The 26281-nt window shown below is 73.0% G+C and carries 23 protein-coding genes; 15 read left to right on the forward strand and 8 right to left on the reverse strand.

Annotation, left to right across the window (positions count from 1 at the left end; all coding sequences use genetic code 11):
* Window positions 1–22 precede the first annotated feature (22 nt).
* On the reverse strand, window positions 23–757 hold the full coding sequence (locus ACWCPY_RS00315) for a carbonic anhydrase (protein ID WP_451262078.1): 735 nt from the start codon (window positions 755–757) through the stop codon (window positions 23–25).
* 179 nt (window positions 758–936) lie between these two features.
* The gene (locus ACWCPY_RS00320) at window positions 937–1830 is read right to left on the reverse strand and encodes a LysR family transcriptional regulator (protein ID WP_451262079.1); all 894 of its coding nucleotides are present in this window, start codon (window positions 1828–1830) and stop codon (window positions 937–939) included.
* 150 nt (window positions 1831–1980) lie between these two features.
* On the opposite strand from ACWCPY_RS00320, the gene ACWCPY_RS00325 reads away from it, so the two are divergent.
* The 9 genes from ACWCPY_RS00325 to ACWCPY_RS00365 all read left to right on the forward strand — a co-directional run bounded on the left by ACWCPY_RS00325 (window position 1981) and on the right by ACWCPY_RS00365 (window position 13554).
* On the forward strand, window positions 1981–2961 hold the full coding sequence (locus ACWCPY_RS00325) for an EamA family transporter (protein WP_451262080.1): 981 nt from the start codon (window positions 1981–1983) through the stop codon (window positions 2959–2961).
* 332 nt (window positions 2962–3293) lie between these two features.
* The gene (locus ACWCPY_RS00330) at window positions 3294–4091 is read left to right on the forward strand and encodes a TIGR03084 family metal-binding protein (protein ID WP_451262081.1); all 798 of its coding nucleotides are present in this window, start codon (window positions 3294–3296) and stop codon (window positions 4089–4091) included.
* On the forward strand, window positions 4088–5803 hold the full coding sequence (locus ACWCPY_RS00335; protein ID WP_451262082.1) for an acyclic terpene utilization AtuA family protein: 1716 nt from the start codon (window positions 4088–4090) through the stop codon (window positions 5801–5803). The genes ACWCPY_RS00330 and ACWCPY_RS00335 overlap by 4 nt, the downstream gene beginning before the upstream one ends.
* The gene (locus ACWCPY_RS00340; protein ID WP_451262083.1) at window positions 5800–7398 is read left to right on the forward strand and encodes an acyl-CoA carboxylase subunit beta; all 1599 of its coding nucleotides are present in this window, start codon (window positions 5800–5802) and stop codon (window positions 7396–7398) included. Before ACWCPY_RS00335 ends, ACWCPY_RS00340 begins: the two co-directional genes overlap by 4 nt.
* Before the next feature lie 8 nt (window positions 7399–7406).
* Window positions 7407–9398: an ATP-binding protein gene (locus tag ACWCPY_RS00345; RefSeq protein ID WP_451262084.1), complete on the forward strand. Its 1992-nt coding sequence runs from the start codon at window positions 7407–7409 to the stop codon at window positions 9396–9398.
* Window positions 9395–10555, forward strand: coding sequence for an acyl-CoA dehydrogenase family protein (locus ACWCPY_RS00350; RefSeq protein ID WP_451262085.1), 1161 nt, complete (start codon window positions 9395–9397; stop codon window positions 10553–10555). Before ACWCPY_RS00345 ends, ACWCPY_RS00350 begins: the two co-directional genes overlap by 4 nt.
* A 42-nt stretch (window positions 10556–10597) precedes the next feature.
* Complete coding sequence (locus ACWCPY_RS00355) at window positions 10598–12202, forward strand: 4-coumarate--CoA ligase family protein (RefSeq protein ID WP_451262086.1); 1605 nt, start codon at window positions 10598–10600, stop codon at window positions 12200–12202.
* Window positions 12203–12235: 33 nt separating this feature from the next.
* A complete protein-coding gene (locus ACWCPY_RS00360) occupies window positions 12236–12973 on the forward strand; it encodes an enoyl-CoA hydratase family protein (protein ID WP_451262087.1) in 738 nt (245 codons plus the stop codon).
* Window positions 12961–13554, forward strand: coding sequence for a TetR/AcrR family transcriptional regulator (locus ACWCPY_RS00365; RefSeq protein ID WP_451262088.1), 594 nt, complete (start codon window positions 12961–12963; stop codon window positions 13552–13554). The genes ACWCPY_RS00360 and ACWCPY_RS00365 overlap by 13 nt, the downstream gene beginning before the upstream one ends.
* Window positions 13555–13615: 61 nt before the next feature.
* On the opposite strand, the gene ACWCPY_RS00370 is transcribed toward ACWCPY_RS00365, so the two are convergent.
* Window positions 13616–14725 (reverse strand): citrate synthase 2, encoded by a 1110-nt coding sequence (locus ACWCPY_RS00370; RefSeq protein WP_451262089.1) that lies wholly within the window; start codon window positions 14723–14725, stop codon window positions 13616–13618.
* A gap of 239 nt (window positions 14726–14964) precedes the next feature.
* Between ACWCPY_RS00370 and pdxH the strand changes: the two genes are divergently transcribed.
* Window positions 14965–15591 (forward strand): pyridoxamine 5'-phosphate oxidase, encoded by a 627-nt coding sequence (gene pdxH / locus ACWCPY_RS00375; protein WP_451262389.1) that lies wholly within the window; start codon window positions 14965–14967, stop codon window positions 15589–15591.
* 371 nt (window positions 15592–15962) lie between these two features.
* Complete coding sequence (locus tag ACWCPY_RS00380; RefSeq protein ID WP_451262091.1) at window positions 15963–17327, forward strand: PAS domain-containing protein; 1365 nt, start codon at window positions 15963–15965, stop codon at window positions 17325–17327.
* Between the two features lie 96 nt (window positions 17328–17423).
* On the opposite strand, the gene ACWCPY_RS00385 is transcribed toward ACWCPY_RS00380, so the two are convergent.
* From ACWCPY_RS00385 to ACWCPY_RS00400, 4 genes are read right to left on the reverse strand one after another with little or no spacing between them, the layout of a single operon-like run.
* Window positions 17424–18659 (reverse strand): ABC transporter permease, encoded by a 1236-nt coding sequence (locus tag ACWCPY_RS00385; protein WP_451262092.1) that lies wholly within the window; start codon window positions 18657–18659, stop codon window positions 17424–17426.
* Window positions 18656–19417 carry an ABC transporter ATP-binding protein gene (locus ACWCPY_RS00390; protein ID WP_451262093.1) on the reverse strand — a complete coding sequence of 254 codons (762 nt, stop codon included), beginning with the start codon at window positions 19415–19417 and terminating at the stop codon, window positions 18656–18658. Before ACWCPY_RS00390 ends, ACWCPY_RS00385 begins: the two co-directional genes overlap by 4 nt.
* Window positions 19414–20454: a peptidoglycan-binding protein gene (locus ACWCPY_RS00395; protein WP_451262094.1), complete on the reverse strand. Its 1041-nt coding sequence runs from the start codon at window positions 20452–20454 to the stop codon at window positions 19414–19416. The genes ACWCPY_RS00390 and ACWCPY_RS00395 overlap by 4 nt, the downstream gene beginning before the upstream one ends.
* A gap of 14 nt (window positions 20455–20468) precedes the next feature.
* On the reverse strand, window positions 20469–20990 hold the full coding sequence (locus ACWCPY_RS00400) for a hypothetical protein (protein WP_451262095.1): 522 nt from the start codon (window positions 20988–20990) through the stop codon (window positions 20469–20471).
* Between the two features lie 127 nt (window positions 20991–21117).
* On the opposite strand from ACWCPY_RS00400, the gene ACWCPY_RS00405 reads away from it, so the two are divergent.
* Window positions 21118–21807 carry a response regulator transcription factor gene (locus tag ACWCPY_RS00405; RefSeq protein WP_451262096.1) on the forward strand — a complete coding sequence of 230 codons (690 nt, stop codon included), beginning with the start codon at window positions 21118–21120 and terminating at the stop codon, window positions 21805–21807.
* Window positions 21804–22988, forward strand: coding sequence for a sensor histidine kinase (locus ACWCPY_RS00410; protein ID WP_451262097.1), 1185 nt, complete (start codon window positions 21804–21806; stop codon window positions 22986–22988). Before ACWCPY_RS00405 ends, ACWCPY_RS00410 begins: the two co-directional genes overlap by 4 nt.
* Before the next feature lie 25 nt (window positions 22989–23013).
* Here ACWCPY_RS00410 and ACWCPY_RS00415 read toward each other — a convergent pair whose 3' ends face one another.
* Window positions 23014–23769 carry an SIS domain-containing protein gene (locus ACWCPY_RS00415; RefSeq protein ID WP_329820578.1) on the reverse strand — a complete coding sequence of 252 codons (756 nt, stop codon included), beginning with the start codon at window positions 23767–23769 and terminating at the stop codon, window positions 23014–23016.
* 219 nt (window positions 23770–23988) lie between these two features.
* Here ACWCPY_RS00415 and ACWCPY_RS00420 point away from each other — a divergent pair, with 219 nt between their 5' ends.
* Window positions 23989–24681: a metal-dependent transcriptional regulator gene (locus ACWCPY_RS00420; RefSeq protein ID WP_072485713.1), complete on the forward strand. Its 693-nt coding sequence runs from the start codon at window positions 23989–23991 to the stop codon at window positions 24679–24681.
* 645 nt (window positions 24682–25326) lie between these two features.
* Complete coding sequence (locus tag ACWCPY_RS00425) at window positions 25327–26220, forward strand: alpha/beta fold hydrolase (protein WP_451262390.1); 894 nt, start codon at window positions 25327–25329, stop codon at window positions 26218–26220.
* Window positions 26221–26281: the final 61 nt, after the last annotated feature.

Consider the following 26281-nt stretch of genomic DNA (forward strand, 5'->3'; position numbering starts at 1 on the left):
GCCGTCACCGGCGTCCGTCGGGTCAGGAAGGTGCGCCGCCCAGGACTTCCACCTTGCCGGAATCGAGGAAGTAGTAGGCGCCGACCACGGCAAGAGTGCCCTTTCCCACGAGTGGGGCCAGGTCCCGGTTGGAGCGCAGACCGGCCGCGGTCAGTTCGACCTGGGCGCGGGCCATGGTCTCGACCGGGTCGGCACCGCCCTCGCGAACCGCCCGCTCGTACGCGGGCCGCAGGGCCTTGGCGATCGCCTCCAGGTTGCCGGGCAACGGCTTGCCGTCACGGATGGACTCGTACGCCGCCGCGACGGCGCCGCAGCGCTGATGCCCGAGGACCACGATGAGCGGAGTGCCGCTCGTCATCGGCCCGTACTCCACCGACCCCGTGACCACCGGGCCGACCGCCTCCCCTCCCGTGCGCATCACGTAGAGGTCGCCCAGTCCGGTGTCGAAGAGGAGTTCCGGCGGCACCCGGGAGTCGATGCACGAGAGGACCGATCCGAAGGGTTCCTGCTTCTGGGCCACGAACTCGCGCCGGTCCGGATCCCGGTCGGGATGCCGAAGGTCTCCGCTCACCCAGCGCTTGTTGCCGTCCATCAGTCTCGCGAGCGCCCCGGCGGGGGTGGCCGGCCGTGCTTCCGGCGACGTGCCGGCCGCCATCGGGGTGGCGCTCGTCGATGAGCACCCCGCCAGTGCGGCCGTGGCGACCACGAATCCGCCGGCGAGCAGAGTTCTGCGATCCGGACGTGCCGCTCTGTCCATTTCGGTGGTTCCCCTCAGTCCGCGGAGACGCGTCCGTACGTCTTGGCCAAGGCGATTGTTCAGCGCGGTGCGGGAACCCGGCCACAGGCGCAAGCGGGCGCGGGCCGCTTTGCCACCGACGGCCCACAGAACCGGCGCGGGCGGCGGCGCGGGCCGAGCCGGCGGCCGCGGGCTCGCTCTCATTCGGTTCTCCGCACGATCTCGCGGGCGAGCGCGACCAGCTTCGGCAGCGCCGGATGCCCCGGGACATCCCGCCGGGCGAGCAGCACGGGTACGGACGGGGCGTCGACGAGCGGACGGTAGGCGACCCCGGGGTGCGGATGCATGCCGGCGGTGGAGGCGGCGGAGACCCCGACGCCGCGCCCCGCCGCGATGGCGGCCAGCCAGTCGTCGGTGTTGGCGACGGTGAGGGTCGCGGTGGGCCGCGCGTCCGGCGGCCACAGGTCGACGGTCGTGGTGCCCGAGACGGTGTTGAGGACGACGGTCTCGCCCGTCAGGTCGGTGAGGCGGAGCGCCGCGCGGTCCGCGAGCGGACCGTCCGCCGCCACCGCCGCCACCCGGTCCTCCTCGAACAGCACCTCGGTGACCAGGCCGGGCGCCTCGACGGGCCCCCGCAGCAGCGCGGCGTCGACCTCGCCGCGGGTCAGACCGGCGGTGCGGTCGTCGATCCGCAGCAGTTCGAGCGGGGTCTGCGGATACAGCTCCTGCCAGCGGCGCAGCAGCGGTGTGGTGTACGGGCCGAACGCCGACCAGGCGTGCCCGAGCCGCAGCGGCCAATGGCGCAGCCCGCCGGAGTCCAGTGCCTCGTCGAAGGCGGCGACCGCGGCGGCGGCCCTGTCCCGGAAGACGACGCCCTCGGGGGTGAGGGCGAGATGGTGGGTGGACCGGTCGACGAGCCGGACGCCGAGGTGCCGCTCCAGGGCGGAGAGGGTGCGGGAGACCGCGGGCTGGGTGAGGCGGAGGCGGGCCGCGGCGCGGGTGACGTTGCCCTCGTCGGCCACGGCGAGGAAGGCGCGCAGATGCCGCACTTCGATGCCGCGACCAGCGCTTTGTCCGGAACGTCCGAGGCTCATGCGCGGGGAGCATAACCGGAGCGCGATCGACATTTCACGTGGCACGCGGAGGTACCTACCGTAAGAGGACGTACCGCATCGGTTGAGTGCAGTATCTTCGATCGAACAGTGCATTGAATTGAACTATCGGATTCGGGAGGAACACCGCAGGTGAACGACCAGCGCAGTGCAACAGGGGCCGCGGCGGCCATGGAGCGGGCCGCAGCCGTCGCCGTACCCGAGGCGGTCCCCGCCCTGGGTGAGGCGGCGGGTCCCGCGGGCCGCAGGGGCCGGGGTGCGGCGCTCGCCCCGGTCGCGCTGGTGGTCGCGGGCGGCCTCTCCGTCCAGTTCGGCTCCGCCGTCGCGGTGCTGCTGATGCCGCGGGCCGGCGCGCTCGGCGTCGTCACCCTGCGCCTGGCCGTGGCCGCGCTCGTGCTGCTGGTCGTCTGCCGCCCGAAGGTGCGCGGCCACTCGCGCGCCGACTGGGGCACGGTCCTCGCCTTCGGGCTGGCCATGGGCGGCATGAACACGCTCTTCTACCAGGCCGCCGACCGCATCCCGCTGGGCGCGGCCGTCACCCTGGAGGTGCTGGGCCCGCTCGCCCTCTCGGTGTTCGCGTCCCGCCGCCTGGTCAACGTGGTCTGGGCCGGGCTCGCGCTGGGCGGCGTCGTGCTGCTGGGCGGCGGAGGCTTCGACCGTCTCGATCCGGTGGGCGCCGCCTACGCCCTGGGCGCGGGCGCGATGTGGGCGACGTACATCGTCTTCAGCGCCCGCACCGGCCGCCGCTTCCCCCAGGCCGACGGCCTGGCCCTGGCCATGGTCGTCGCCGCGCTCCTCTCGCTGCCCCTCGGCATCGTGGAGTCGGGCTCGAAGCTGATCGTCCCGTCCACGGTGGGGCTGGGCGCGGCGGTGGCGCTGCTGAGCTCGGTGCTTCCGTACACCCTCGAACTCATGGCGCTGCGCCGCCTGCCCGCGCCCACCTTCGCGATCCTGATGAGCCTGGAACCGGCGATCGCGGCCACGGCCGGCTTCCTCATCCTCGACCAGGCCCTGACGACCACCGACGCGCTGGCGATCGCGCTCGTCATCGGGGCGAGCATGGGTGCGGTGCGCAGCCAGACCCGGCGCGCGAGGCCCCGCGAACGGGCCTGACGCCCCGGGGCGGACCCTTGTCGGCCTGCCCCCGCGCACGGGATCGTGGCGGCCCGTCACGCGAGATTCCGCCGGGGAATCCATGATCGTCGCCGGCGTCTGCTTCGTCGTCGCCGTGGGTGCGGCCGTGTTGTCCGGGAGGAACCTGGACCGTCACCTCCAGGGCCCCGGCTCCGGGCCATCTGGGCGGAGGGCCGCACGGCCGAGACCCGGTGCACCGCGCTGCGTCCACCGCGCGTGCGCGGGCGAAAAACAATGCAAGCATGCTTGATTGTTTATTGCTCCGCTGCCATGCTCCTGGGCACACCGCCACGCCCCGAGGGGAGCGCACCGTGTCCCAAGTCGCAGCCGTGATCGACGATCTGCGCGACGAGAGCGAGGAACTCGACGCACTGGTGAGGGGGTTGAGCGCGGAGCAGTGGTCCGTGCCGACGCCCGCGCCCGGCTGGAGCGTCGCGCATCAGATCGCCCACCTCGCCTGGACCGACGAGGTCGCGCTGCTGGCCGCCACCGATGCCGACGCCTTCGCGGGGGAGGTGGCCAGGGCCATGGAGGCGCCCGAGTCCTTTGTGGACCGGGGTGCCGAGGAGATCGCCGCCGCCCTCGCCCCGGCGGCGCTGCTCGCGCGGTGGCGCGGCGGGCGGGAGCGGCTGGAGGCGGTGCTGCGGGAGGCCCCGGCCGGTACCCGGATCCCCTGGTACGGGCCGCCGATGGGCGTCGCGTCCATGGCGACCGCCCGGATCATGGAGACCTGGGCGCACGGCCAGGACATCGCCGACGCCCTCGGGGTCACCAGGACCCCCACCGCCCGGCTGCGGCACATCGCCCGGATCGGGGTGCGGGCCCGCGACTACGCCTATCTGGTACGGGGGATCAAGGCGCCCGAGGAGGAGTTCCGGGTCGAACTGCACGCCTCAGACGGCGAGTTGATCGCCTCCGGGCCGCCGGACGCGCCGCAGCGGGTCACCGGGCCGCTCGTCGACTTCTGCCTGCTCGTCACCCAGCGCGCCCACCGTGACGACCTCGCCGTCCGGGCGGTCGGCCCCGACGCCGACCAGTGGCTCGGCATCGCCCAGGCCTTCGCCGGGCCCGCCGGACCGGGCCGGGCACCCCGGGGGGACACCGCGTGACCGGCGTACTGCGGATCGGCAACGCCTCCGGGTTCTACGGCGACCGCTTCGACGCCGTACGCGACATGCTCACCGGCGGGCCCCTCGACATCCTCACCGGGGACTACCTCGCCGAGCTGACCATGCTCATCCTCGGCCGGAGCAGGCTCAAGGACCCCGCGCGCGGCTACGCCACCACCTTCCTGCGCCAGCTGGAGGAGGGCCTCGGGCTCGCCCACGAGCGCGGGGTGAAGATCGTCGCCAACGCGGGCGGCCTCAACCCGGCCGGACTGGCCGGCGCCGTCAGGGAGCTGGCGCAGAAGGTCGGCGTCCCGGTGCGCGTCGCCCACGTCGAGGGCGACAGCCTCCCCGTGCCCGAGGGGTTCCTCACCGCCAACGCCTACCTCGGCGGCGCCGGGATCGCCGCCTGCCTCGACGCGGGCGCGGACGTCGTCGTCACCGGACGGGTCACCGACGCGGCCCTCGTCACCGGGCCCGCCGCCGCCCGCTTCGGCTGGGGGCCCGACGACCTGGACGCGCTCGCCGGGGCCGTCGTCGCCGGACACGTACTGGAGTGCGGAACCCAGGCCACCGGGGGCAACTACTCGTTCTTCCGGGGCCACGACCTGCGCCGGCCCGGCTTCCCCGTCGCCGAGATCCACGCCGACGGCTCGTCCGTCATCACCAAGCACGACGGCACCGGCGGCGTCGTCGACATCGGCACCGTCACCGCCCAGCTGCTGTACGAGACCGGCGGCGCCCGGTACGCCGGGCCGGACGTCACCGCCCGGCTCGACACCGTACGGCTGACCCAGGACGGACCCGACCGGGTCAGGATCTCCGGGGTGCGCGGCGAGGCCCCGCCACCCACCCTCAAGGTCGGGCTCAACCGGCTCGGCGGCTGGCGCAACGAGGTCGTCTTCGTGCTCACCGGTCTCGACATCGAGGCCAAGGCCCAGCTGGTGCGGGAACAGTTCGCCGACGCGCTCGCCCGCTCCGGCGCCGAACCCGACGAGGTGCGGTGGGAGCTGTCCCGGACCGACCGGGCCGATGCCGCCACCGAGGAGAGCGCGAGCGCCCTGCTCCGGCTCGTCGTCCGCGACCGGGACCAGGAGACCGTCGGGCGCGCGGTCTCCGGCGCCGCGATCGAGCTGGCGCTCGGCAGCTACCCCGGCTTCCACGTCACCGCCCCGCCCGGCAAGGGCGCACCGTACGGGGTGTTCGAGGCGCGGTACGTACCGGCCGGCGAGGTCCCGCACATCGCCGTGCTCCCCGACGGGCGGCGACTGGATCTGGTGCCTCCCGCGACGACAAGGCCGCTCCGGGACGCCGGGGAACCGCCGCTGCCCGCCCCCCTGCCGGACCCCGGCCCCACCCGGTCCGCCCCGCTCGGCCGGATCGCGGGTGCCCGCAGCGGAGACAAGGGCGGGGACGCCAACGTGGGTGTGTGGGCCGTCGACGACGAGGCCTGGCGGTGGCTGGCCCACGAGCTGACCGTCGAACGGTTCCGGGAACTGCTCCCGGAGACCGCCGCTCTCACCGTCGTACGTCATCTGCTGCCGAACCTGCGCGCCCTGAACTTCACCGTCCACGGGCTGCTCGGCGAGGGCGTCGCCGCCCAGCACCGGTTCGACCCGCAGGCCAAGGCGGTGGGGGAGTGGCTGCGCTCCCGGCACCTGCCCGTACCCGTATCGCTGCTGGAGACCGTCCACGCACCGGAGGCGCACGCATGACCGTCCTGCCCACCGCGCTCGACACCGCGAGCCCCGAATACGCCGCGAACCGCACGGCCATGCTCGCGAAACTCGACGAACTGGCGGCCGAGCACACCAAGGCGCAGGCCGGCGGCGGGGAGAAGTACGTGGCGCGGCACCGCTCGCGCGGCAAGCTCCTGGCCCGTGAGCGGATCGAGCTGCTGATCGACGAGGACACCCCGTTCCTGGAGCTGTCGCCGCTCGCCGCCTGGGGCAGTGATTACGCGGTCGGCGCCTCGCTCGTCACCGGGATCGGGGTGATCGAGGGCGTGGAGTGCCTGATCACCGCCAACGACCCGACGGTGCGCGGCGGCGCCTCCAACCCCTGGACCCTGAAGAAGGCCCTGCGGGCCAACGAGATCGCCTTCGCCAACCGGCTGCCCTGCGTCAGCCTCGTCGAGTCGGGCGGCGCCGACCTCCCCTCGCAGAAGGAGATCTTCATCCCCGGCGGGGCGCTGTTCCGCGACATCACCCGGCTGTCGGCCGCCGGCATCCCCACCGTCGCCGTGGTCTTCGGGAACTCGACCGCGGGCGGGGCGTACGTCCCCGGCATGTCCGACCACACCGTCATGATCAAGGAACGGTCCAAGGTCTTCCTCGGCGGACCGCCCCTGGTGAAGATGGCGACCGGCGAGGAGAGCGACGACGAATCGCTCGGCGGCGCCGAGATGCACGCCCGCACCTCCGGACTCGCCGACCACTTCGCCGTCGACGAGCAGGACGCGCTGCGCCAGGCCCGCCGGATCGTCGCCCGCCTCAACTGGCGCAAGGCACACGCCGATCCGGGCCCCGCCGAGCCGCCGAAGTACGACCAGGACGAGCTGATCGGCATCGTGCCCGGCGATCTGAAGGTGCCCTTCGACCCCCGCGAGGTCATCGCCCGGCTCGTCGACGGCTCCGACTTCGACGCGTTCAAACCGCTGTACGGGACCAGCCTGGTCACCGGCTGGGCGCGGCTGCACGGCTACCCCGTCGGCATCCTCGCCAACGCGCAGGGCGTGCTGTTCAGCGAGGAGTCGCAGAAGGCCGCCCAGTTCATCCAGCTCGCCAACCAGCGCGACATCCCGCTGCTCTTCCTCCACAACACCACCGGCTACATGGTCGGCAGGGAGTACGAGCAGGGCGGCATCATCAAGCACGGCGCGATGATGATCAACGCGGTGTCCAACTCGAAGGTCCCGCACCTGTCCGTGCTGATGGGCGCCTCCTACGGCGCCGGGCACTACGGCATGTGCGGCAGGGCGTACGACCCGCGCTTCCTCTTCGCCTGGCCCGGCAGCAAGTCCGCCGTCATGGGCCCCCAGCAGCTCGCCGGGGTGCTGTCCATCGTCGCCCGCGCCTCCGCCGCCGCCAAGGGGCAGCCCTACGACGACGAGGCCGACACCGGACTGCGCGCCATGGTCGAGCAGCAGATCGAGTCCGAGTCGCTGCCGATGTTCCTGTCCGGGCGGCTGTACGACGACGGGGTCATCGACCCGCGCGACACCAGGACCGTCCTCGGGATGTGCCTGTCCGCGATCCACACCGCCCCGGTCGAAGGTGCCCGCGGCGGCTTCGGAATCTTCCGTATGTGAGGACGATCATGATCAGTACCCTCCTCGTCGCCAACCGGGGCGAGATCGCCTGCCGGATCTTCCGCACCTGCCGCGCGCTCGGCATCGCCACCGTCGCGGTGTACTCCGACGCCGACGCCGGCGCGCTCCACGTACGGGAGGCCGACACCGCCGTACGGCTGCCCGGCGCCGCTCCGGCCGACACCTATCTCCGCGGCGACCTCGTCGTACGCGCCGCGCTCGCGGCCGGTGCCGACGCCGTCCACCCCGGCTACGGCTTCCTCTCCGAGAACGCCGGATTCGCCCGCGCCGTGCAGGACGCCGGCCTCGTCTGGGTCGGCCCGCCGGTCAAGGCCATCGAGCTGATGGCGTCCAAGACCCGCGCCAAGGAACTGATGGCCGCCGCCGGGGTGCCGCTGCTCGCCCCCGTCGACCCGGAACGGGCCACCGCCGACGACCTGCCGCTGCTGCTCAAGGCGGCGGCGGGCGGCGGCGGGCGCGGGATGCGGATCGTCCGCGAACTCGCCGACCTGCCCGCGGAGCTGACGGCGGCCACGGCCGAGGCGGCCGCCGCGTTCGGGGACGGCGAGGTCTTCGCCGAGCCCTACGTGGAACGCGGCCGGCACGTCGAGGTCCAGGTCATGGCCGACGGGCACGGCGGGGTCTGGGCGCTCGGCACCCGCGACTGCTCCCTCCAGCGACGCCACCAGAAGGTCGTCGAGGAGGCCCCCGCACCCGGACTCGACGACGCGCTGCGGACCCGGCTGCACGACGCCGCCGTGGCCGCCGCGCAGGCCGTCGGCTACCGGGGCGCGGGCACCGTCGAATTCCTCCTCGCCGCCGACGGACGCCCGTACTTCCTGGAGATGAACACCCGCCTCCAGGTCGAACACCCGGTCACCGAAGCGGTCTTCGGCCTCGACCTCGTCGCCCTCCAGCTCCGCGTCGCCGAAGGCGAACCGCTGCCCGCCGCCGCACCCCCCGCACCGCACGGCCACGCCGTCGAGGCCCGCCTCTACGCCGAGGACCCCGCCCGCGACTGGCAGCCGCAGACCGGAGCACTGCACACGCTCCACCTGCCCGAGGAACCCGGACTGCGCCTGGACACCGGATACACCGGCGGCGACACCATCGGCGTGCACTACGACCCCATGCTCGCCAAGGTCATCGCCCACGCCCCCACCCGCACCGAAGCCGTACGCCTCCTCGCCCGCGCCCTGGAACGCGCCCGCATCCACGGCCCGGTCACCAACCGCGAGCTGCTCGTACGATCCCTGCGCCACCCCGACTTCCTCGCCGCCCGCCTCGACACCGGTTTCTACGACCGCCACCTGGACGCCCTCACCCGGACCCCGGTCCCGGCCTCTGCCCCGTCCCCGTCCCCGTCCCCGGACGGGGCCGGGGCCGGGCCGCGCCTCGCCGCGCTGGCCGCCGCGCTCGCCGACGCCGCCGCCCGGCAGCACGGCCCCGGACCGGGCACCGTCCGCCTCGGCGCCTGGCGCAACATCTCCTCGCAGCCCCGGACCAAGCGCTACCGCGCCGAACCCGACGGCACCGAACACGAGGCCGCCTACCGCACCACCCGCACCGGCCCCGTCCCCGAGACCGGAGAACGCGTCGTCGCCGCCGGGCCCGGCCGCGTCACCCTCGAAACCGGCGGCGTCACCCACCACTTCGACATCGCCGTCCACGGCGACAAGGCGTACGTGGACACCGCCACCGGCTCGTACACCTTCACCGCCCTGCCCCGCTTCACCGACCCCACCGACCGGACCGAACCCGGCTCGCTGCTCGCCCCCATGCCCGGCACCGTCGTCCGCGTCGCCGACGGCCTCACCGCCGGGGCGGCGGTCACGGCCGGACAGCCCCTGATCTGGCTGGAGGCGATGAAGATGGAACACCGCATCCTCGCCCCCGCCTCCGGCACCCTCACCGCACTCCACGCCGCACCCGGCCTCCAGGTGGAGGTCGGCGCCCTGCTCGCCGTCGTGCAAGACGTACAGGAGGATCCGAAGCAATGAGCACCGTCCTCGAAACCGAAGAGCACCAGGCCCTGCGCGCCGCCGTCGCCGCACTCGGAAAGCGCTACGGACGCGACTACATGACCTCCGTCGTCCGCGACGGCGCCCACCCGCGCGAACTGTGGACCGAGGCCGCCAAGCTCGGCTACCTCGGCGTGAACCTCCCCGAGGAGTACGGCGGCGGAGGCGGCGGCATGGCCGAACTCTCCATAGTTCTTGAGGAGTTGGGAGCTGCGGGCAGTCCGCTGCTCATGATGGTGGTCTCCCCGGCGATCTGCGGCACCGTCATCGCCCGCTTCGGCACCGGAGCCCAGAAGCGGCAGTGGCTCCCCGGCCTCGCCGACGGCAGCCTCACCATGGCCTTCGGCATCACCGAACCCGACGCCGGATCCAACTCCCACCGCATCACCACCACCGCCCGCAAGGACGGCGACGACTGGCTGCTCACCGGCCGCAAGGTCTTCGTCTCCGGCGTCGACATCGCCGACGCCACCCTCGTCGTCGGCCGCACCGAGGACGCCAGGACCGGCAAGCTCAAGGCCTGCCTCTTCATCGTCCCCCGCGACGCCCCGGGCTTCGGCCGCTCGCAGATCGACATGGAACTCCAGGCCCCGGAGAAGCAGTTCGAGCTGGTCCTCGACGACGTACGGCTCCCCGCCGACGCCCTGGTGGGCGACGAGGACGCCGGACTCCTCCAGCTCTTCGCCGGACTCAACCCCGAACGCATCATGACCGCCGCGTTCGGCATCGGCATGGGCCGCTACGCACTCGCCCGCGCCGTCGACTACGCGAAGACCCGCCAGGTGTGGAAGGAACCCATCGGCTCCCACCAGGCCATCGCCCACCCCCTCGCCCAGGCCCACATCGAACTGGAACTGGCCCGGCTGATGATGCAGAAGGCCGCCCGGCTCTACGACGACGGCGACGACATCGGCGCGGGCGAGGCCGCCAACATGGCGAAGTACGCGGCCGGCGAAGCCTGCGTCAAGGCCGTCGACCAGGCCGTGCACACCCTCGGCGGCAACGGCCTCACCCGCGAGTACGGCCTCGCGTCCCTGGTCACGGCGGCCCGCGTCGCCCGGATCGCCCCCGTCAGCCGGGAAATGATCCTGAACTACGTCTCCCACCAGTCCCTGGGACTCCCCAAGTCGTACTGAGACCGTCCGTCTCCCCACACCGCCGCTCCGAAGGGACCCGCCATGGCGCACGTGTTCCACAGCGACCACCCCGCCGTACCCGCACTCGACACACCCATCCATGACGCGGTCCTGGGAGACGCCACCACCGCGTACGGCGACACGGTGGCCCTGATCGACGGGACGGACGACAGCTCCACCCTGACCTACCGGCAGCTCGACACCTTCCACCGCAGGATCGCCGCCGCGCTCGCCGGGGCCGGGGTGCGCAAGGGCGACGTGCTGGCCCTGCACAGCCCCAACACCATCGCCTACCCGGCCGTGTTCTACGGCGCGACCCGGGCCGGCGCCACCGTCACCACCATCCATCCACTGGCCACGGCGGAGGAGTTCGCCAAACAGCTCCGCGACTCCTCCGCCCGCTGGATCGTCACCGTCTCCCCGCTCCTGGCGACGGCGCGCGAGGCCGCCCGGCTCGCCGGCTCCATCGAGCAGGTCTTCGTCAGCGACCGGGCCGAGGGACACACCTCCGTACTCGACATGCTCGCCACCACCGCCCCCGAACCCCGCATCACCCTCGACCCCGGCGAGGACATCGCCGCCCTGCCCTACTCCTCCGGCACCACCGGAACCCCCAAGGGCGTCATGCTCACCCACCGCTCCATGGGCACCAACCTGGAGCAGCTCCGCCCCTTCGCGCCCATGGGCCCCGGCGACCGCATCCTGGCCGTGCTCCCGTTCTTCCACATCTACGGGCTGACCGCCCTGATGAACGCCCCGCTGCGGATGGGCGCCACCGTCGTCGTACTGCCGCGCTTCGACCTCGGCCAGTTCCTCGCCACGATCGAGAAGTACCGGATCACCGGCCTGTACGTGGCCCCGCCGATCGTCCTCGCCCTCGCCAAGCACCCCCTGGTCGACCGGCACGACCTGTCCTCGCTGGAGTACGTCGTCAGCTCCGCCGCCCCCCTCGACGCCGCGCTCGCCGCCGCCTGCTCCCAGCGCCTGGGGCTGCCACTCGTGCGCCAGGCCTACGGCATGACGGAACTCTCGCCCGGCACCCATGTCGTCCCGCTCGCCGCCGAGAACCCGCCCCCGGGCTCGGTCGGCAGACTCCTGCCCAGCACCGAGATGCGGATCACCTCGCTCGGTGACGACACCGAGGACGCCCCGCCCGGCACCGACGGCCAGATCCTGATCCGCGGCCCGCAGGTCATGAAGGGCTATCTCGGCCGCCCCGAGGCCACCGCCGAGATGATCGACGCCGACGGCTGGCTGCGCACCGGCGACATCGGACACGTCGACGCCGACGGCTGGCTGTTCGTCGTCGACCGGGTGAAGGAACTCATCAAGTACAAGGGCTACCAGGTCGCCCCCGCAGACCTGGAGGCCCTGCTGCTGACCCACCCGTCCGTCGCCGACGCCGCCGTCATCGGGGCGTACGACGACGAGGGCAACGAGGTCCCCAAGGCGTGCGTCGTCCGCCAGCCGTTCGCACCGGACCTCGCGGCGGACGACGTCATGGCGTACGTCGCCGAGCGCGTCGCCCCGTACAAGAAGGTCCGGCAGCTCGAATTCGTCGACACGATCCCGCGCGCCGCCTCCGGCAAGATCCTCCGCCGCGAACTGCGCGACCGGGAGCGGACCCGCGGGACCACCAGCGGCTGAGGACCCACCGGAACCAGAGGAGACGACCGACCCATGACGGCGCTCGCCGGCCCCACCCACGACCGGGGCATCACCACACTCACCCTCGACTCGCCCGCCAACCGCAACGCACTCTCCGCTCCACTCGTCGGCGAGCTCGCCGACGCCCTGGACGCGTGCGCGGCCGACGACACCGTACGGGCCGTCGTCCTCACCCACACCGGCAACACCTTCTGCGCGGGCGCCGACCTCACCGCACCGCCCGACCCGCACGTCCTCGTCGCCCTGATGCGGCAGATCGTCGCCCTGCCCAAGCCCGTCGTCGCCCGGGTCACCGGACACGTACGGGCCGGCGGCCTGGGCCTGCTCGGCGCCTGCGACATCTCCGCGGCCGGCCCCGCCGCCTCCTTCGCCCTCACCGAATCCCGCCTGGGCCTGGCCCCCGCCGTGATCTCGATGCCCCTGCTGCCCCGCATCGACCCGCGCGCCGCCGCCCGCTACTACCTCACCGGAGAACGCTTCGACGCCGCCGAGGCCGCCCGCATCGGCCTGATCACACTCGCCGCCGAGGAGGTGGACAAGGACCTCGCCCCCGTCCTGGACGGGCTGCGCAAGGCGTCCCCCCAGGGGCTGGCCGCATCGAAGAAGCTGGTCACGGCTACTGTGCTGAAAAGCTTCGACCAGGACGCCGAAGACCTCATCGCCCGCTCGGCGGCCCTCTTCGCCTCCGCCGAGGCCCGGGAGGGAATGACGGCCTTCCTCGAACGACGGGACCCCGCATGGGTGTTGTGACGCCCCCCACCGACCGGACCCCCAAGCAGGACCGCAGCCGCGCCACCCGCCGCCGGCTCCTGGAAGCCGCCGTCGCCTGCCTCGCCGAACACGGCTGGGCGGGCTCCACGGTCTCCGTCGTCGCCGAACACGCGGGCGTCTCGCGCGGCGCCGCCCAGCACCACTTCCCCACCCGCGAGGATCTGTTCACCGCCGCCGTCGAATACGTCGCCGAGGAACGCTCCGCCGCCCTGCGCGCCCTGCCCGTCCAGGCCCGCACGGACGTCGTCGCCGCCCTCGTCGACCTCTACACCGGCCCGCTCTTCCGCGCCGCGCTCCAACTCTGGGTGGCCGCCTCCAACGAGCCGCAGCTCCGCCCCCGCGTCACCGAACTCGAAGCCCGCGTCGGCCGCGAGACCCACCGCATCGCCGTCGAACTCCTCGCCGCCGACGAGACGAAGCCCGGAGTGCGCGAGACCGTCCAGGGCCTCCTCGACATGGCCCGCGGCCTCGGCCTCGCCAACGTCCTCACCGACGACACGGCCCGCCGCCGGAGGGTCGTGGCCCAGTGGGCGGCACTGCTGGACGACGCACTCGACTGACCGCGGGGCACCGGGCCGGGGGCGGGACACGGCCCAAAACCGCCCGGCCCGGAACCGGCGCTCAGTTCCCCAGGTCCGCGAGCTGGTCGTACCCCTCGATCTCCCGGGGATCGCGCGAGGCGGGGCCCACGTACCGTGCCGAAGGACGCACCAGCCGCCCCGTCCGCTTCTGCTCCAGGATGTGCGCCGACCAGCCCGCCGTACGCGCGCAGGTGAACATCGACGTGAACATGTGCGCCGGAACCTCCGCGAAGTCCAGCATGATCGCCGCCCAGAACTCCACGTTCGTCGCCAGCACCCGGTCCGGCCGCCGCGCGTGCAGCTCCTCCAGCGCGGCCTTCTCCAGCGCCTGCGCCACCTCGAAGCGCGGCGCGCCCAACTCCTCGGCCGTGCGCCGCAGCACCCGCGCCCGCGGGTCCTCGGCCCGGTAGACCCGGTGCCCGAAGCCCATCAGCCGCTCGCCCTTGTCCAGCGCCTTCTTCACGTACGCGGTGGCGTCACCGGTCCGCTCGATCTCCTCGATCATGCCGAGCACCCGGGACGGCGCACCACCGTGCAGCGGCCCCGACATCGCGCCCACCGCGCCCGACAGCGCCGCCGCCACGTCGGCTCCGGTCGACGCGATGACGCGGGCGGTGAACGTCGAGGCGTTCATGCCGTGCTCGGCGGCCGACGTCCAGTACGCGTCGACGGCCTTCACATGCTTGGGGTCCGGCTCGCCCCGCCAGCGGATCATGAACCGCTCGACCACCGACTGCGCCTTGTCGATCTCGCTCTGCGGGACCATCGGCAGCCCCTGACCGCGCGCCGACTGGGCGACGTACGACAGCGCCATCACGGCGGCCCGCGCCAGGTCGTTGCGCGCGGTCTCCTCGTCGATGTCGAGCAGCGGCTTCAGACCCCACACCGGGGCGAGCATCGCCAGCGCGGACTGGACATCGACCCGGATGTCCCCCGAGTGCACCGGGATCGGGAACGGCTCGGCCGGCGGCAGACCGGGGTTGAACGCCCCGTCGACCAGCAGGCCCCAGACGTTGCCGAACGACACATGGCCGACGAGATCCTCGATGTCGACACCCCGGTATCGGAGCGCCCCGCCTTCCTTGTCCGGTTCGGCGATCTCCGTCTCGAACGCGACGACTCCCTCTAGTCCCGGTACGAAGTCGGACATGGCGGCTCCCTCGGTCGACGGCTCTGCGGAGGCCACAGTGGCCTGCCCCAAGATATTGGCGGCTTCCCCCCGACGCGGGGAAGCGTGACATCCGGCACAGCACCCCGGAACGACACCGCCCCGGACCACTGCCCACCCCCTCCCTACCCCTCCTTGCCGGGCCGACTCGACCGCTGCGGCAGGATGACCCCGTGCCCACCGCAGACTCCCCCTCCGATTCCACCACCGATCCGGCCGCGATGCGCGAGCAGTACCGCTCCGAGGGCTTCACCGAGGACACGCTGGCCGCCGACCCGATGCAGCAGTTCGCCCACTGGTTCCGGCAGGTCGCCGTCGGCGGGCTGCTCCACGAGCCCAACGCCATGGTGGTCTCCACCGCCACCCCCGAGGGCCGGCCGTCCTCGCGCACCGTGCTGCTGAAGAAGTACGACGCGCGCGGCTTCGTCTTCTTCACCAACTACGAGTCCCGCAAGGGCCGCGAACTGACCGCCAACCCGTACGTCTCGCTGCTCTTCCCCTGGCACCCGATGGCCCGCCAGGTCATCGTCACCGGCCGGGCGGCCCGCGTCGGCCGCGAGGAGACGGTCGCCTACTTCCGCACCCGCCCGCACGGCTCCCAGCTCGGCGCCTGGGCGAGCCCGCAGTCCACGGTGATCGGCTCCCGCGCGGAGCTGCTCGCCCGCTACGAGGAACTGGAGGCCCGCTACCCGGAGGGCGAACACGTTCCCGCGCCCCCGCACTGGGGCGGCTTCCGGGTCGTCCCCGACACGATCGAGTTCTGGCAGGGCCACGAGAACCGGCTGCACGACCGGCTGCGGTACGTACGCGAGGGCGAGCAGTGGCGCGTCGAGCGCCTGTGCCCGTAGCGGATCCCTTCGGGGCAGCCCCCTGCGGACATGCAGAGACCCGCAGGCTCTGGTCCCTCCTTGCGGAGGAGCCGGCCGGACTTACCGGCGAGCCTGCGGGTCGGTGACTGCTTGGGATTGGCCGACGACCGGCCTGCACTGCAAAGAGCGCGACAACGGGCGTCAGCCCGCAGCCACCTCACGAGTCCGAGAAGAAATCACTTCCGGAACACCTCCTTTCTTCGCTGGCAGCAGCCTAGGAACGTCTCTCGCACCGCACAAGCGAATTAATGCGCGGGTTGATTTCCGGGAAGTCGACGTGGGCTGGGTCACCTTGGAGTTCAATGGTCTGACGTGCGGAAATGCCGGATGCGTCCTGCGGGGGGTATGGGGTGAGTGCGTCCACAAGCAGTGGAACGGCCGAGGCGCTCGGACCCGACGAGGGACCGAAGGCGGGGCCCGGGGCCGATTTGCTCGCCGCGCTGCTCGACGGGATGGACACCGCGCTCTGCGCGTTCGACGCGAACGGCACGATCACCCACTGGAACCGCGAGGCCCAGCGGATCCTGGGCTGGTCCGCCGAGGAGGCCGTGGGGCGGTCCGGGTTCGCCGGGTGGGCGGTGCGGCGGGCGGACGCGGGTGAGGTGCAGGGGCGGCTGATGGCGGCCATGGACGGGGCGGGCCGCCGGGTCCATGAGTTCGCGCTGCTGCGCAAGGACGGCGGGCGGGTGCTGGTGCGGACCCAGTCGGCCCGGGTCCGGGGCGCGGACGGCGGACCGGCCGGGGTGTACTGCGCGTTCAGCGAGGTGCACGCGCATATCGATCTGGAGCGGTCGATCGCGCTGAGCGAGGCCTTGTTCGAGGACGCGTCCTGGGGTGTGGTGCTGGTCGACGCGGATCTGCGGCCGACGATCGTCAACGCGCATGCGGCAAGGGCGCTGGGCGGTGGCCGTACGACGTTGCTGGGGCGCCCGCTGGGGGAGCTGATCGTGCAGGGCGTCGAGGATCTGGAGGGCGCGTTGCAGCATGTGCTCGCCGAGGGCGCACCACCGGCGCCCGCCGAGTTGTGGGTGACGCTGCGGACGGCGGAGGGGGAGCGGCGGCGCTGCTGGCGCAGTGGTTTTCTGCAGCTGACGTCGCCGCTCGCCGAGGAGCCGGTGCCGCTGGGGGTCGGCTGGCTGTTCCAGGACGTGACGGCCGAGAAGCTGGCGGCGCAGGAGGCGGACCGGATGAGGTTCAGGTCGAACCAGCTGCACCGGGCCTCGCGGTCGGCGTCCGAGTGCGAGGACCCGATGGAGGCGGCGACGTCCTATCTGGACTACGCGCTGGCGGGCTTCGCGGACCACGCGCTGGTCGATCTGGTGGCGGGGGAGCGGCTGGTGCGGGTGGCGGCGACCCCGTCCGGTGAGCCGGGCCCGTGCCTGCCGGTGGCGGGCGGGTCCATTCCGCTTCGGTACGCGGCGGGGCACCCGGCGCTGCAGGCGGTGGACCGGACGGGTTCGGCGCGGGCCAGTGCGGGGTCCGGGCCCGGGGCCGGGGTGTGGGCGGCGGAGCGGCAGTGGCCGGGCGACGCCGTGCACGCGCTGTGCACGGTGCTGCGGAGCAGGGGGCGCACGCTGGGTGTGGTGACGTTCCTGCGCTCGGCCCACCGCGCGGCCTTCGAGCGTCCTGACGCGGCGTACGCGGAGAGCGTGGCGGTGCGGGTGGCCGCGGCGGTGGACCTGGCGCAGGTGATGAAGCGGCCCCAGGGCCGCTAGGGCCTCTCGTTCGGATCATGCCGGGCTCGCGGGGCGGGCAGGGGTGTGCCGGGCCCCGGGGTGGAGCCCGGCACCGGCCCCGGCCGGGGCCCGGCCTCACGCCGCGTGCAGCGCCAGCGTCGGGGAGAGACGGGACGCCCGCACCGCCGGGTAGAGGCCCGCGATCGTGCCGATCACCAGCGTCGCGCCGAAGCCGCCGCCGACCGCCCACGGCGGCACCACCCAGGGCAGCCCGCCCGAGTACGCGTACACCCCGGTCGCCGCCGCGCCGAGCGCCACGCCCGCCAGGCCGCCCAGGCCGGAGAGCATCAGCGACTCCGTGACGAACTGGATGCGGATCTGGCCCCGGGTCGCGCCGAGCGAGCGGCGCAGCCCGATCTCGTACCGCCGCTCCAGCACCGAGATGATCATGGTGTTGGCGACCCCGACGCCGCCGACGAGCAGCGCGATGCCGCCCAGGCCCAGCAGCATGCTGCTGAACGCCCCTTCGGTCGCCGCCTTGGCCCGGAGCGCCGACGACGGGTCGGTGACCTTCACGTTCTGCGGGTTCTGCGGGTCGACCGTCGCCGCCATGACCTTGCGTACGTCCTGCACCGCCGCGTCGGCCGAGCGCTCGTACACCGATGTCGGGTGGCCCTCGAAGCCCAGCAGACGCTTCGCGCCCTCCCAGCCGACCAGTGCGGAGCGTTCGATCTCCGGTGCGAGCGGCAGCGGGGCGAGGATGCCGACCACGGTGAAGTACCGGTCGCCCATCCACACCTGCCGGCCCGGAGCGGTGATGCCGAGACGCTCGGCGGAGACATGGCCGAGCACGACGGAGGGGTAGCGTCCGGTCGCGTTGTTGAGCCAGCGGCCGCTGCGGACCTCGCCGCGCAGCACCCGCAGCAGGTCGCCGGTGGCCGCCTTGACGGTGATCCCGCCCGTGTCGTCCTCGTCGATCTTCTCGTTGCGGCGTGCGGTCGTGTCGAGGTCGGCGGTCGCGCCCACCTCTTGGACGCCCTTGATGCGGCCCACCATCCCGACCGCGTCCTCGGGCAGTTCGACGTCCTGCCCGGCGAACATCGAATCGCCGGGGGAGGCCACGAGCAGGTTGGTGCCCAGCTTGTCGAGCTCCCGGAGCAGTTGGGCCTGGCTGGAGGCGGAGATGCCCACCACGGAGATCATCGTCGCGATGCCGATGGCGATGCCCAGGGCGGAGAGCACGACCCGCATCGGTCGGCTGCGCAGCCCCGCCGAGCCGACGTGCAGCACGTCCCGGGGGCGGAGCCGGGCCGCTCTCAGCCGCCCCCGGCCCCGGCTGCCGGCCTCGCGGTCCGCGCGCCGCGCGCTCACCGGCCCGCCCCCGTCCCGGAGGGGGAGCGGCCGTTCCCGGACCCGTCGCGCGCATCCGCGGACGGATCGCGTACGTCCGCGGACGGATTGCGTACGTCCGCGACCACCTGGCCGTCCCGGATGCGCACCTCGCGCGGCAGGTCCCGGGCGATCTCGGTGTCGTGCGTGATGACCGCGATGGTCGCGCCCTCGCGGTTGAGGTCGTGCAGCAGCTTCATCACCGCTTCCCCGGACGCCGAGTCGAGCGCCCCGGTCGGTTCGTCGGCCAGCAGCAGCGCGGGTTCCCCCACGACGGCCCGCGCGATGGCGACCCGCTGTCTCTGTCCGCCGGAGAGCTGGTGCGGCTTGTGGTCGAGGCGGTCGGCGAGCCCGACCCGCTCCAGCGCGGCGGCGGCCCTGCGGCGGCGTACGGCACGGGACAGGCCCGAGTACAGCAGGCCCTCCGCGACGTTGTCGCGGGCGCTGACGCCCGGCACCAGGTGGAACGCCTGGAAGACGAAGCCGATGTGCTGGGCACGCAGCGCGGAGAGCCTGCGGTCGGAGAGCGCCGCCACGTCGTGCCCGGCGATGTGGACGGACCCGGCGGTGGGGCGGTCCAGGGTGCCGATGATGTGCAGCAGCGTGGACTTGCCGGAGCCGGACGGGCCGACGATGCCGAGGAGTTCGCCCTCCTCGACGGTGAGGTCCACCCCGCGCAGGGCGGCGACCGGGCCCGGGTACTCCTTGGTGACGGCCTTGAGACCGACGACCGTGCTCATATCTTCGGCACCCCGACCTTCATGCCCTCGCGCAGCCCGCCACCGGACACCTCGACCCGGCCCTCGGCGAACATGCCGAGCTCGACCTTCACATCGCGGACCGTGCCGTCCTGGACGACCTGGAGGCCGAAGCCGCCGCCGGGCAGCGCGAGCAGCGCGTTCACCGGGACGCTGAGGACGTCCTTGTGGAGTTCGCCGGCCAGGTTCACCGTGACCGGCGCCTGGTCGAAGCCGCCGACCTTGTCCGGCTTGTCGAAGGAGACGGTCAGAGTGACCTTGGGGCTGTTGTCCTGCGGGTCCTTGCCGGGCTTCGCCGTCCGGCCGACCGAGGAGACCGATCCGGCCGCGCTGCTGCCGTCCGGCAGATCGACGGTGACCCTGGTACCCGCCTGGGCGAGCTCGCTCTCGGCGACATCGAGTTCGAACGTCACGATGCGCTCGGAGCCGGTCGTGGTGAGGACCGGAGCGCCGGGCTGGGCCAGTTCGCCGACGGCCGCCCCGACGCTCTTGATCCGGACCTCCGCCGGGGCGAAGACGATGTCCTTCGGTCCCACCGTCCCGGTCCGCTCTCTGTCGTGGGACTTCTGCCAGCGCTTGACGGCTGCCGCGGTCAGCTCGGTGTACTCGTCGTCCGCGGTGAAGCCGGTGTAACCGAGCTCCACGAGATTGCGCTCCAGCTGCTCCACGTCCCGGCCCCGGTCGCCCGGCTTCAGCGTCCGGTACATCGGCCCCGAGCCGTACATCAGCCACACCGCCCGGCCGTCGACCTCGTAAAGCCGCTCGTTCCGCTTGACGGTCGAGCCGGTGCGCGGGGTCCAGGTCATGGTGCCTGCCGCGCCCGCGTTGACCTTGCGCTGCTTGTCGAAGCCGAGCGTCCCGTCCGCCTGGGCGCTGTCGCGCAGGTCGCCGCGCTCGACCGCGACGGTGGCCGGGGGCAGCCCGGTGTTCTCCGGGCCGCCCGGCTCCCCGGCGGAGCCGAACCGGGTGAGAACCAGCGACCCGGCCGCCACGGCGAGCACCGCGGCAGCGGCCACCATGACGCGTCCGCGCCTCACCGCCCGGCGCTTTCGCACGCCGCGTTGGCCTTCTCGAACTTCTTCATGTCCTTCTGCTGCATCGCGGGCGCCTGCGCCATCCCGCCCTCGAACTTCGGGTCGGGCATGTCGAAGCCGTTCTCGCGCATGCACCGGGCGAAGGCGAGCATCTTGTCCTTCTCGGCCTGGGTGAGTTCCTTGGGCCCACCGCCGACCGCCTTGTCCTGGCAGGCCTTGATCGCCTTCTCCATCTCCTGCTTGCTCTTGCCGCCGCCGTTGATGGTTATTCCGTGGCCGTTGTCGCCCGGCTTCGGCTCCGGGATGTCCAGACCCTGCTCCCGCAGGCACTTGCGGTGCTCCAGGGCCTGGTCCTCCTCCGTCTTCTTGCCGTCCGAAGCGGTTTTGCCGCTCTTGGTTCCGCTGCCGTCGCCCGAGCAGGCGGTGGCCGACAGGACGACGGCGGCGGCGATCAGGCAGGCGGCGGCGACGCCGCGACTCTGTGCGCGGGAGGTGGTCCGGCGGGAAATGGTGGGGCTCATGGGGGCTCCTCGTCCGTTGTTGACAGGCCGGGTGCGTACGGCCCGAGCGTGTGCGAGGACGCGGTTTCGTTTCTCTCAGCCCGGATGCTTACACCGGCGAAACACCGCTTTCGGCTAAACAGGGCCCATGCGTGTGCTGCTGGTGGAGGACGAGGAATTCCTGGCGGGGATGATTGCCGAGGGGCTGCGCCGCGACGCCGTCGCGGTGGACATCGCCCCCGACGGCCGGGCGGCGCTGGACCGGCTTCGGTTCGGGGCGTACGACGTGATGATCCTCGACCGCGATCTGCCGGGGCTGCACGGCGACGAGGTGTGCCGGCGGGTCGTCGGCATGCGCCTGCTGACCCGGATCCTGATGCTCACCGCGTCCGGCACGGTACGGGACCGGGTGGCCGGCCTCGGCCTCGGCGCCGACGACTACCTGACCAAGCCGTTCGCGTACGACGAGCTCCTCGCCCGGGTCCTGGCGCTCGGCCGCCGTGCCCGCCCCGCTCTCCCGCCGGTCCTGGAGCGGGCCGGGCTGACGCTCGACACCGCCCGCCGCCAGGTCTGCCGCGACGGCCGCTACCTCTCGCTCTCCCGCAAGGAGTTCGCCGTGCTGGAGGCCCTGCTGCGGGCCGAGGGCGCGGTCGTCAGCGGCGACGACCTGATCGAGGAGGTGTGGGAGGAGGACACCAGTTACCGCACCAACGCGGTCCGGGTCACCCTGTCCAAGCTCCGCGCCAAACTGGGCGCGCCCCCGGTGGTCGAGACGGTCCCGGGGGCCGGCTACCGCATCGGGGACGGCCTCGCCGACGGGCCGGGGGAGAGCCTGTGAGCAGCGAGCGCGCCCGGCTCACCGCGCTGTACGGCGGACTGCTGGTGCTGGCCGGTGCCCTGCTGGTGGGGCTGGTCTACCTGTTGGTCAGCGAGGGCCTCTACGCCAGTGTGCTGACCGCGGTGGCCCCGGCGGTCCCCGCCGGGACCACCGCCTCCGCCGTCCGGTCGGGCATGGCCACCGCGCCCGCGCTGCCGTCGTCGGACTGGGCGCAGACCGTGGTCATGCAACCCGGGCAGTACGCGGTGGCGCGGAAGGTCAGCACCGCCGCCGGGGATGCCGCGCTCAACCAGTTGCTGACGGTTTCGGGGGTCTCCCTCGCCGTCTACTCGGCGCTCTCCGTCGCGCTCGCCTGGTGGATGGCGGGCCGGGTGCTGCGGCCGGTCGGTGTGATCACTGCCCGCGCCCGCCGGCTCTCCGGCAGCAACCTGCACGAACGCCTCGCGCTGAAGGCCCCGCCCGGCGAGCTCAAGGAACTGGCCGACACCTTCGACGGGATGCTCGACCGGATCGAGGAGCTGGTCGCCGCCCGGCAGCGGTTCGCCGCCAACGCCGCCCACGAGCTGCGCACCCCGCTCGCCGTGCAGAGGGCCGCGGCCGAGATCGGCCTCGCCGACGACCCGTCGCCCGAGAAGGTCGCCTGGATCCGGGACAAGCTCATCGACACCGCCGCCGACAGCGAGCAGCTCATCGAGGGACTGCTGCTCCTCGCGGTCTCCGACGAGGGCCTGCGGCGGCGCGAACGGGTCGACCTGGACGCGACCGCGGCCACGGTGACCGAGGCGCTGGAGCCGGAGGCGGAGAACCGGTCCATCACCGTCGAGGCGGAGGCCCGGCCGCTGCCGGTCGAGGGCGACCCGGTCCTGCTGGACCACCTCGTGCACAACCTGGTCGCCAACGCGCTGCGCCACAACCACCCCGGCGGGACGGTACGGGTCCGGGTGGGGCCGGGCGGTCTGGAGGTCGCCAACACCGGGCCGGTGGTGGACCCGGCGACCGTGCCGCTGCTGTTCGAGCCGTTCCGCCGGGCGCAGGCCCGCCGCCACGCTCCCGGTGAGGGGGCCGGTCTGGGGCTCTCCATCGTGGCGTCGATCGCGAGGGCGCACGGCGGCGGGGCGAGTGCGACGGCGAACCCGGGCGGCGGACTGACGGTCCGGGTCGTGCTGCCGACGTGCCCGTAGCGGGGAGGCCGACGGCCCGGTGCGATCAGCGGCGGTAGAAGATCCGGTCCCGGTACTCCGTCATCACGCGTCCGTTCCACTCGTGGCCGCCGTCGACGTTCGCCGAGCGCAGCAGCGGCGGCTCCACGCCCCGCTCCACGAGCTGTTCCGCCGCGGCGGCCATCATCGCCTGCATCAGGGCGCTGGTGACCACCGTCGACGCGGGGGCGAACGGTGCCTCGATCCCGTCGAAGGTCAGCTCCGCGTCACCGATGGCGATCTTGCTGTCGAGCACGATGTCGCAGTGGTCCCGCAGGAAGCCGCCCGAGACGTGCCGGGAGCGGGTGCCCTCCGCGTACGCCACCGAGGTCACGCCGATGACCTTCAGGCCGAGCGCCCGTGCGTTCTGCGCCATCTCCACCGGGAGCGCGTTGCGCCCGGAGAGCGAGATGACCACGAGGACGTCGCCGGCCCGGGCGGGGCTGGAGTCCAGCACGGCGCCCGCCAGTCCGTCGACCCGCTCCAGCGCGGAGCCGAGGGTCGCGGGCATGACGTCGACGCCGACCGTTCCCGGGACGGCCAGCAGGTTCATCAGGGCGAGGCCGCCCGCCCGGTAGACGACGTCCTGGGCGGCGAGCGAGGAGTGCCCGGCGCCGAAGGCGAAGAGCCGGCCGCCCGCCGCGACGGCGTCGGCGATCGCGGCACCGGCGGCCGCGATGTTGCCGGACTCCTCGTCGCGTACCCGCTCCAGCAGGCCGATCGCTGCGTCGAAGAACTGACCGGCCAGCTTGCTGTCGCTCATCGAGGAGGCCCTTTCCGGCGGGAGAGAGAGTGTTCACGGGTGTCCGTGCCGCGGATCACGTTGCGGTCTGGACCAGTGACCTGTCAATACCGCCCCGGCGGCTCCGCTGCACGGTGTTCGCCGGGCGCGGCACGGTTGTCGGCGGTATGCGTCAGAATTGGGTCAGGGCCAGCGCGCAGCGCTTACGACGTTTTCCTGTCACAGCATCGAGGGGCACGAATGTCCGGACTGATCGACACCACGGAGATGTACCTCCGCACCATCCTCGAACTCGAAGAGGAAGGCGTGGTCCCCATGCGCGCCCGGATCGCGGAACGACTGGACCAGAGCGGTCCCACGGTCAGCCAGACGGTGGCGCGCATGGAGCGTGACGGTCTGGTGCAGGTCGCGGGCGACCGGCACCTGGAGCTGACCGACGAGGGGCGCCGCCTGGCGACGCGCGTGATGCGCAAGCACCGGCTCGCCGAGTGCCTGCTCGTCGATGTGATCGGCCTGGAGTGGGAGCAGGTCCACGCCGAGGCCTGCCGCTGGGAGCATGTGATGAGCGAGGCGGTGGAGCGGCGGGTGCTGGAGCTGCTGCGTCATCCGACGGAGTCGCCGTACGGGAATCCGATCCCGGGCCTGGAGGAGCTGGGCGAGAAGGCCGAGGCCGACCCCTTCCTCGACGAGGGCATGGTGAGCCTGTCGGAGCTCGACCCGGGTGCCGAGGGCAAGACGGTGGTCGTGCGCCGGATCGGTGAGCCGATCCAGACGGACGCCCAGCTGATGTACACGCTGCGGCGCGCGGGTGTGCAGCCCGGCTCCGTGGTCAGCGTGACCCAGTCGCCCGGCGGCGTGTTGGTCGGCAGCAGCGGCGAGGCGGCGGAGCTGGACACCGAGGTCGCCTCGCACGTGTTCGTGGGCAAGCGCTGAGCGTCTCGTCCCCGCGCACCACCGCTTGGCCGGATGCCGTCGGCAGGGCGTTCACGGGTCGATTCCGCTTTCCCTTTTTCCGTCCGGAACTACAGCGCCCGGACGGATCGCGTGCCAGGCTGTGCCTGAGGCATACCTGAGAGTGTCGGTCGACTGGCCGCGCGGTCGGGAGGGAGCAGGCGCATGCGCCCGTCGTACTGGCGCGCCCGGCATGTCCGGCGCGCGTACCGGACCGTCGCTGCCGCGGTCCCGGCCGCCCGGGCATCGCACGGCAGTGCCCGTGGAAGCATCCGCGCATCGCCCGCCGCCGCCCGTCGCCGCGCACCGGTGCCGGCGGCCTCCCGGAAGACGGAGGGCCCCGGCGCCTCGCGGCGCCGGGGCCTGTCCTCCCCTGCTTCGACCTGGAGCCCCGAGCTCTCGAGGTCGATCCCCACGGGCCCTCATCCCCGAGTGGCCCGCCTCCCGCAGAAGATCTCCCCGCCGCCGCCCCGGTCAATCCTTGACGGCGGTCACTCGAACGAGCGGTGTTGGGTGGCGAAAGGCGGTTTTCGAATACAAGTTCGATAGTCTGGCGTGACGCGACCACGCGGTGATCGAGCAGTGCATCAAGCGGTGATCGAGGACCAGAAGGGGGTGCCAGGACATATGGTGCGGCGCATCGATGTGACCGGGACCGGCGGGGTACGCCTCGCGGCCTGGGAGTTCGCCGACCCGCCCAAGGGGCGCGCGGAGGGCGAGCGCGCTCCCGGGGTCTTACTGCTCCACGGCCTGATGGGAAGGGCCGCGCACTGGGCCCCCACCGCCCGCTGGCTCGCCGGGCGGTACCGCGCCGTCGGCCTCGACCAGCGCGGGCACGGCCGCAGCGACAAACCGGCCGAGGGCCCGTACACCCGTGACGCGTACATCGCCGATGCCGAGGCGGCGATCGAACAGCTGGGCCTGGCCCCAGTCACCCTCGTCGGACATTCGATGGGCGCGCTGACGGCCTGGCAGCTCGCCGCGAAGCGCCCCGATCTCGTCCGGGCCCTGGTCATCTGCGACATGCGGGCCTCCGCGCTCGGCGCGGCCTCGCAGCGCGAGTGGGAGGACTGGTTCAAGACCTGGCCGGTGCCGTTCGCGACGCTCTCCGACGTACGGAAGTGGTTCGGCGAGGACGACCCCTGGGTGGAGCGGCCCAACCCGGCCCGCGGCGAGTTCTTCGCCGAGGTGATGGCCGAGCGGGCCGACGGCTGGCGCCCCGTCTTCTCCCGCCGCCAGATGCTCCGGTCCCGCGCGACCTGGGTGTTCGACGCGCACTGGGAGGAGCTCGCGCAGGTCCGCTGCCCGACCCTGGTCCTCCGCGGCCTCGACGGAGAGCTGGGCCGGGCGGAGGCCCAGGAGATGGTCCGCGTACTGCCGCGCGGGCAGTACGCGGAGGTGGCCGACGCCGGCCATCTCGTCCACTACGACCAGCCCGAGGGCTGGCGCGCGGCGGTCGAGCCCTTCCTGGAGCAGTTCGCCGAGGACTCCCGGGCCGACCGCGAGCCCGTCCCGTCGTAGCGCGGCATCAGGACGGGCGCGGACGGGGCCCGCGGCGGACCGGGGGCCTGATCCGGCCCCG

This window comes from Streptomyces sp. NPDC002403 (assembly GCF_053593015.1).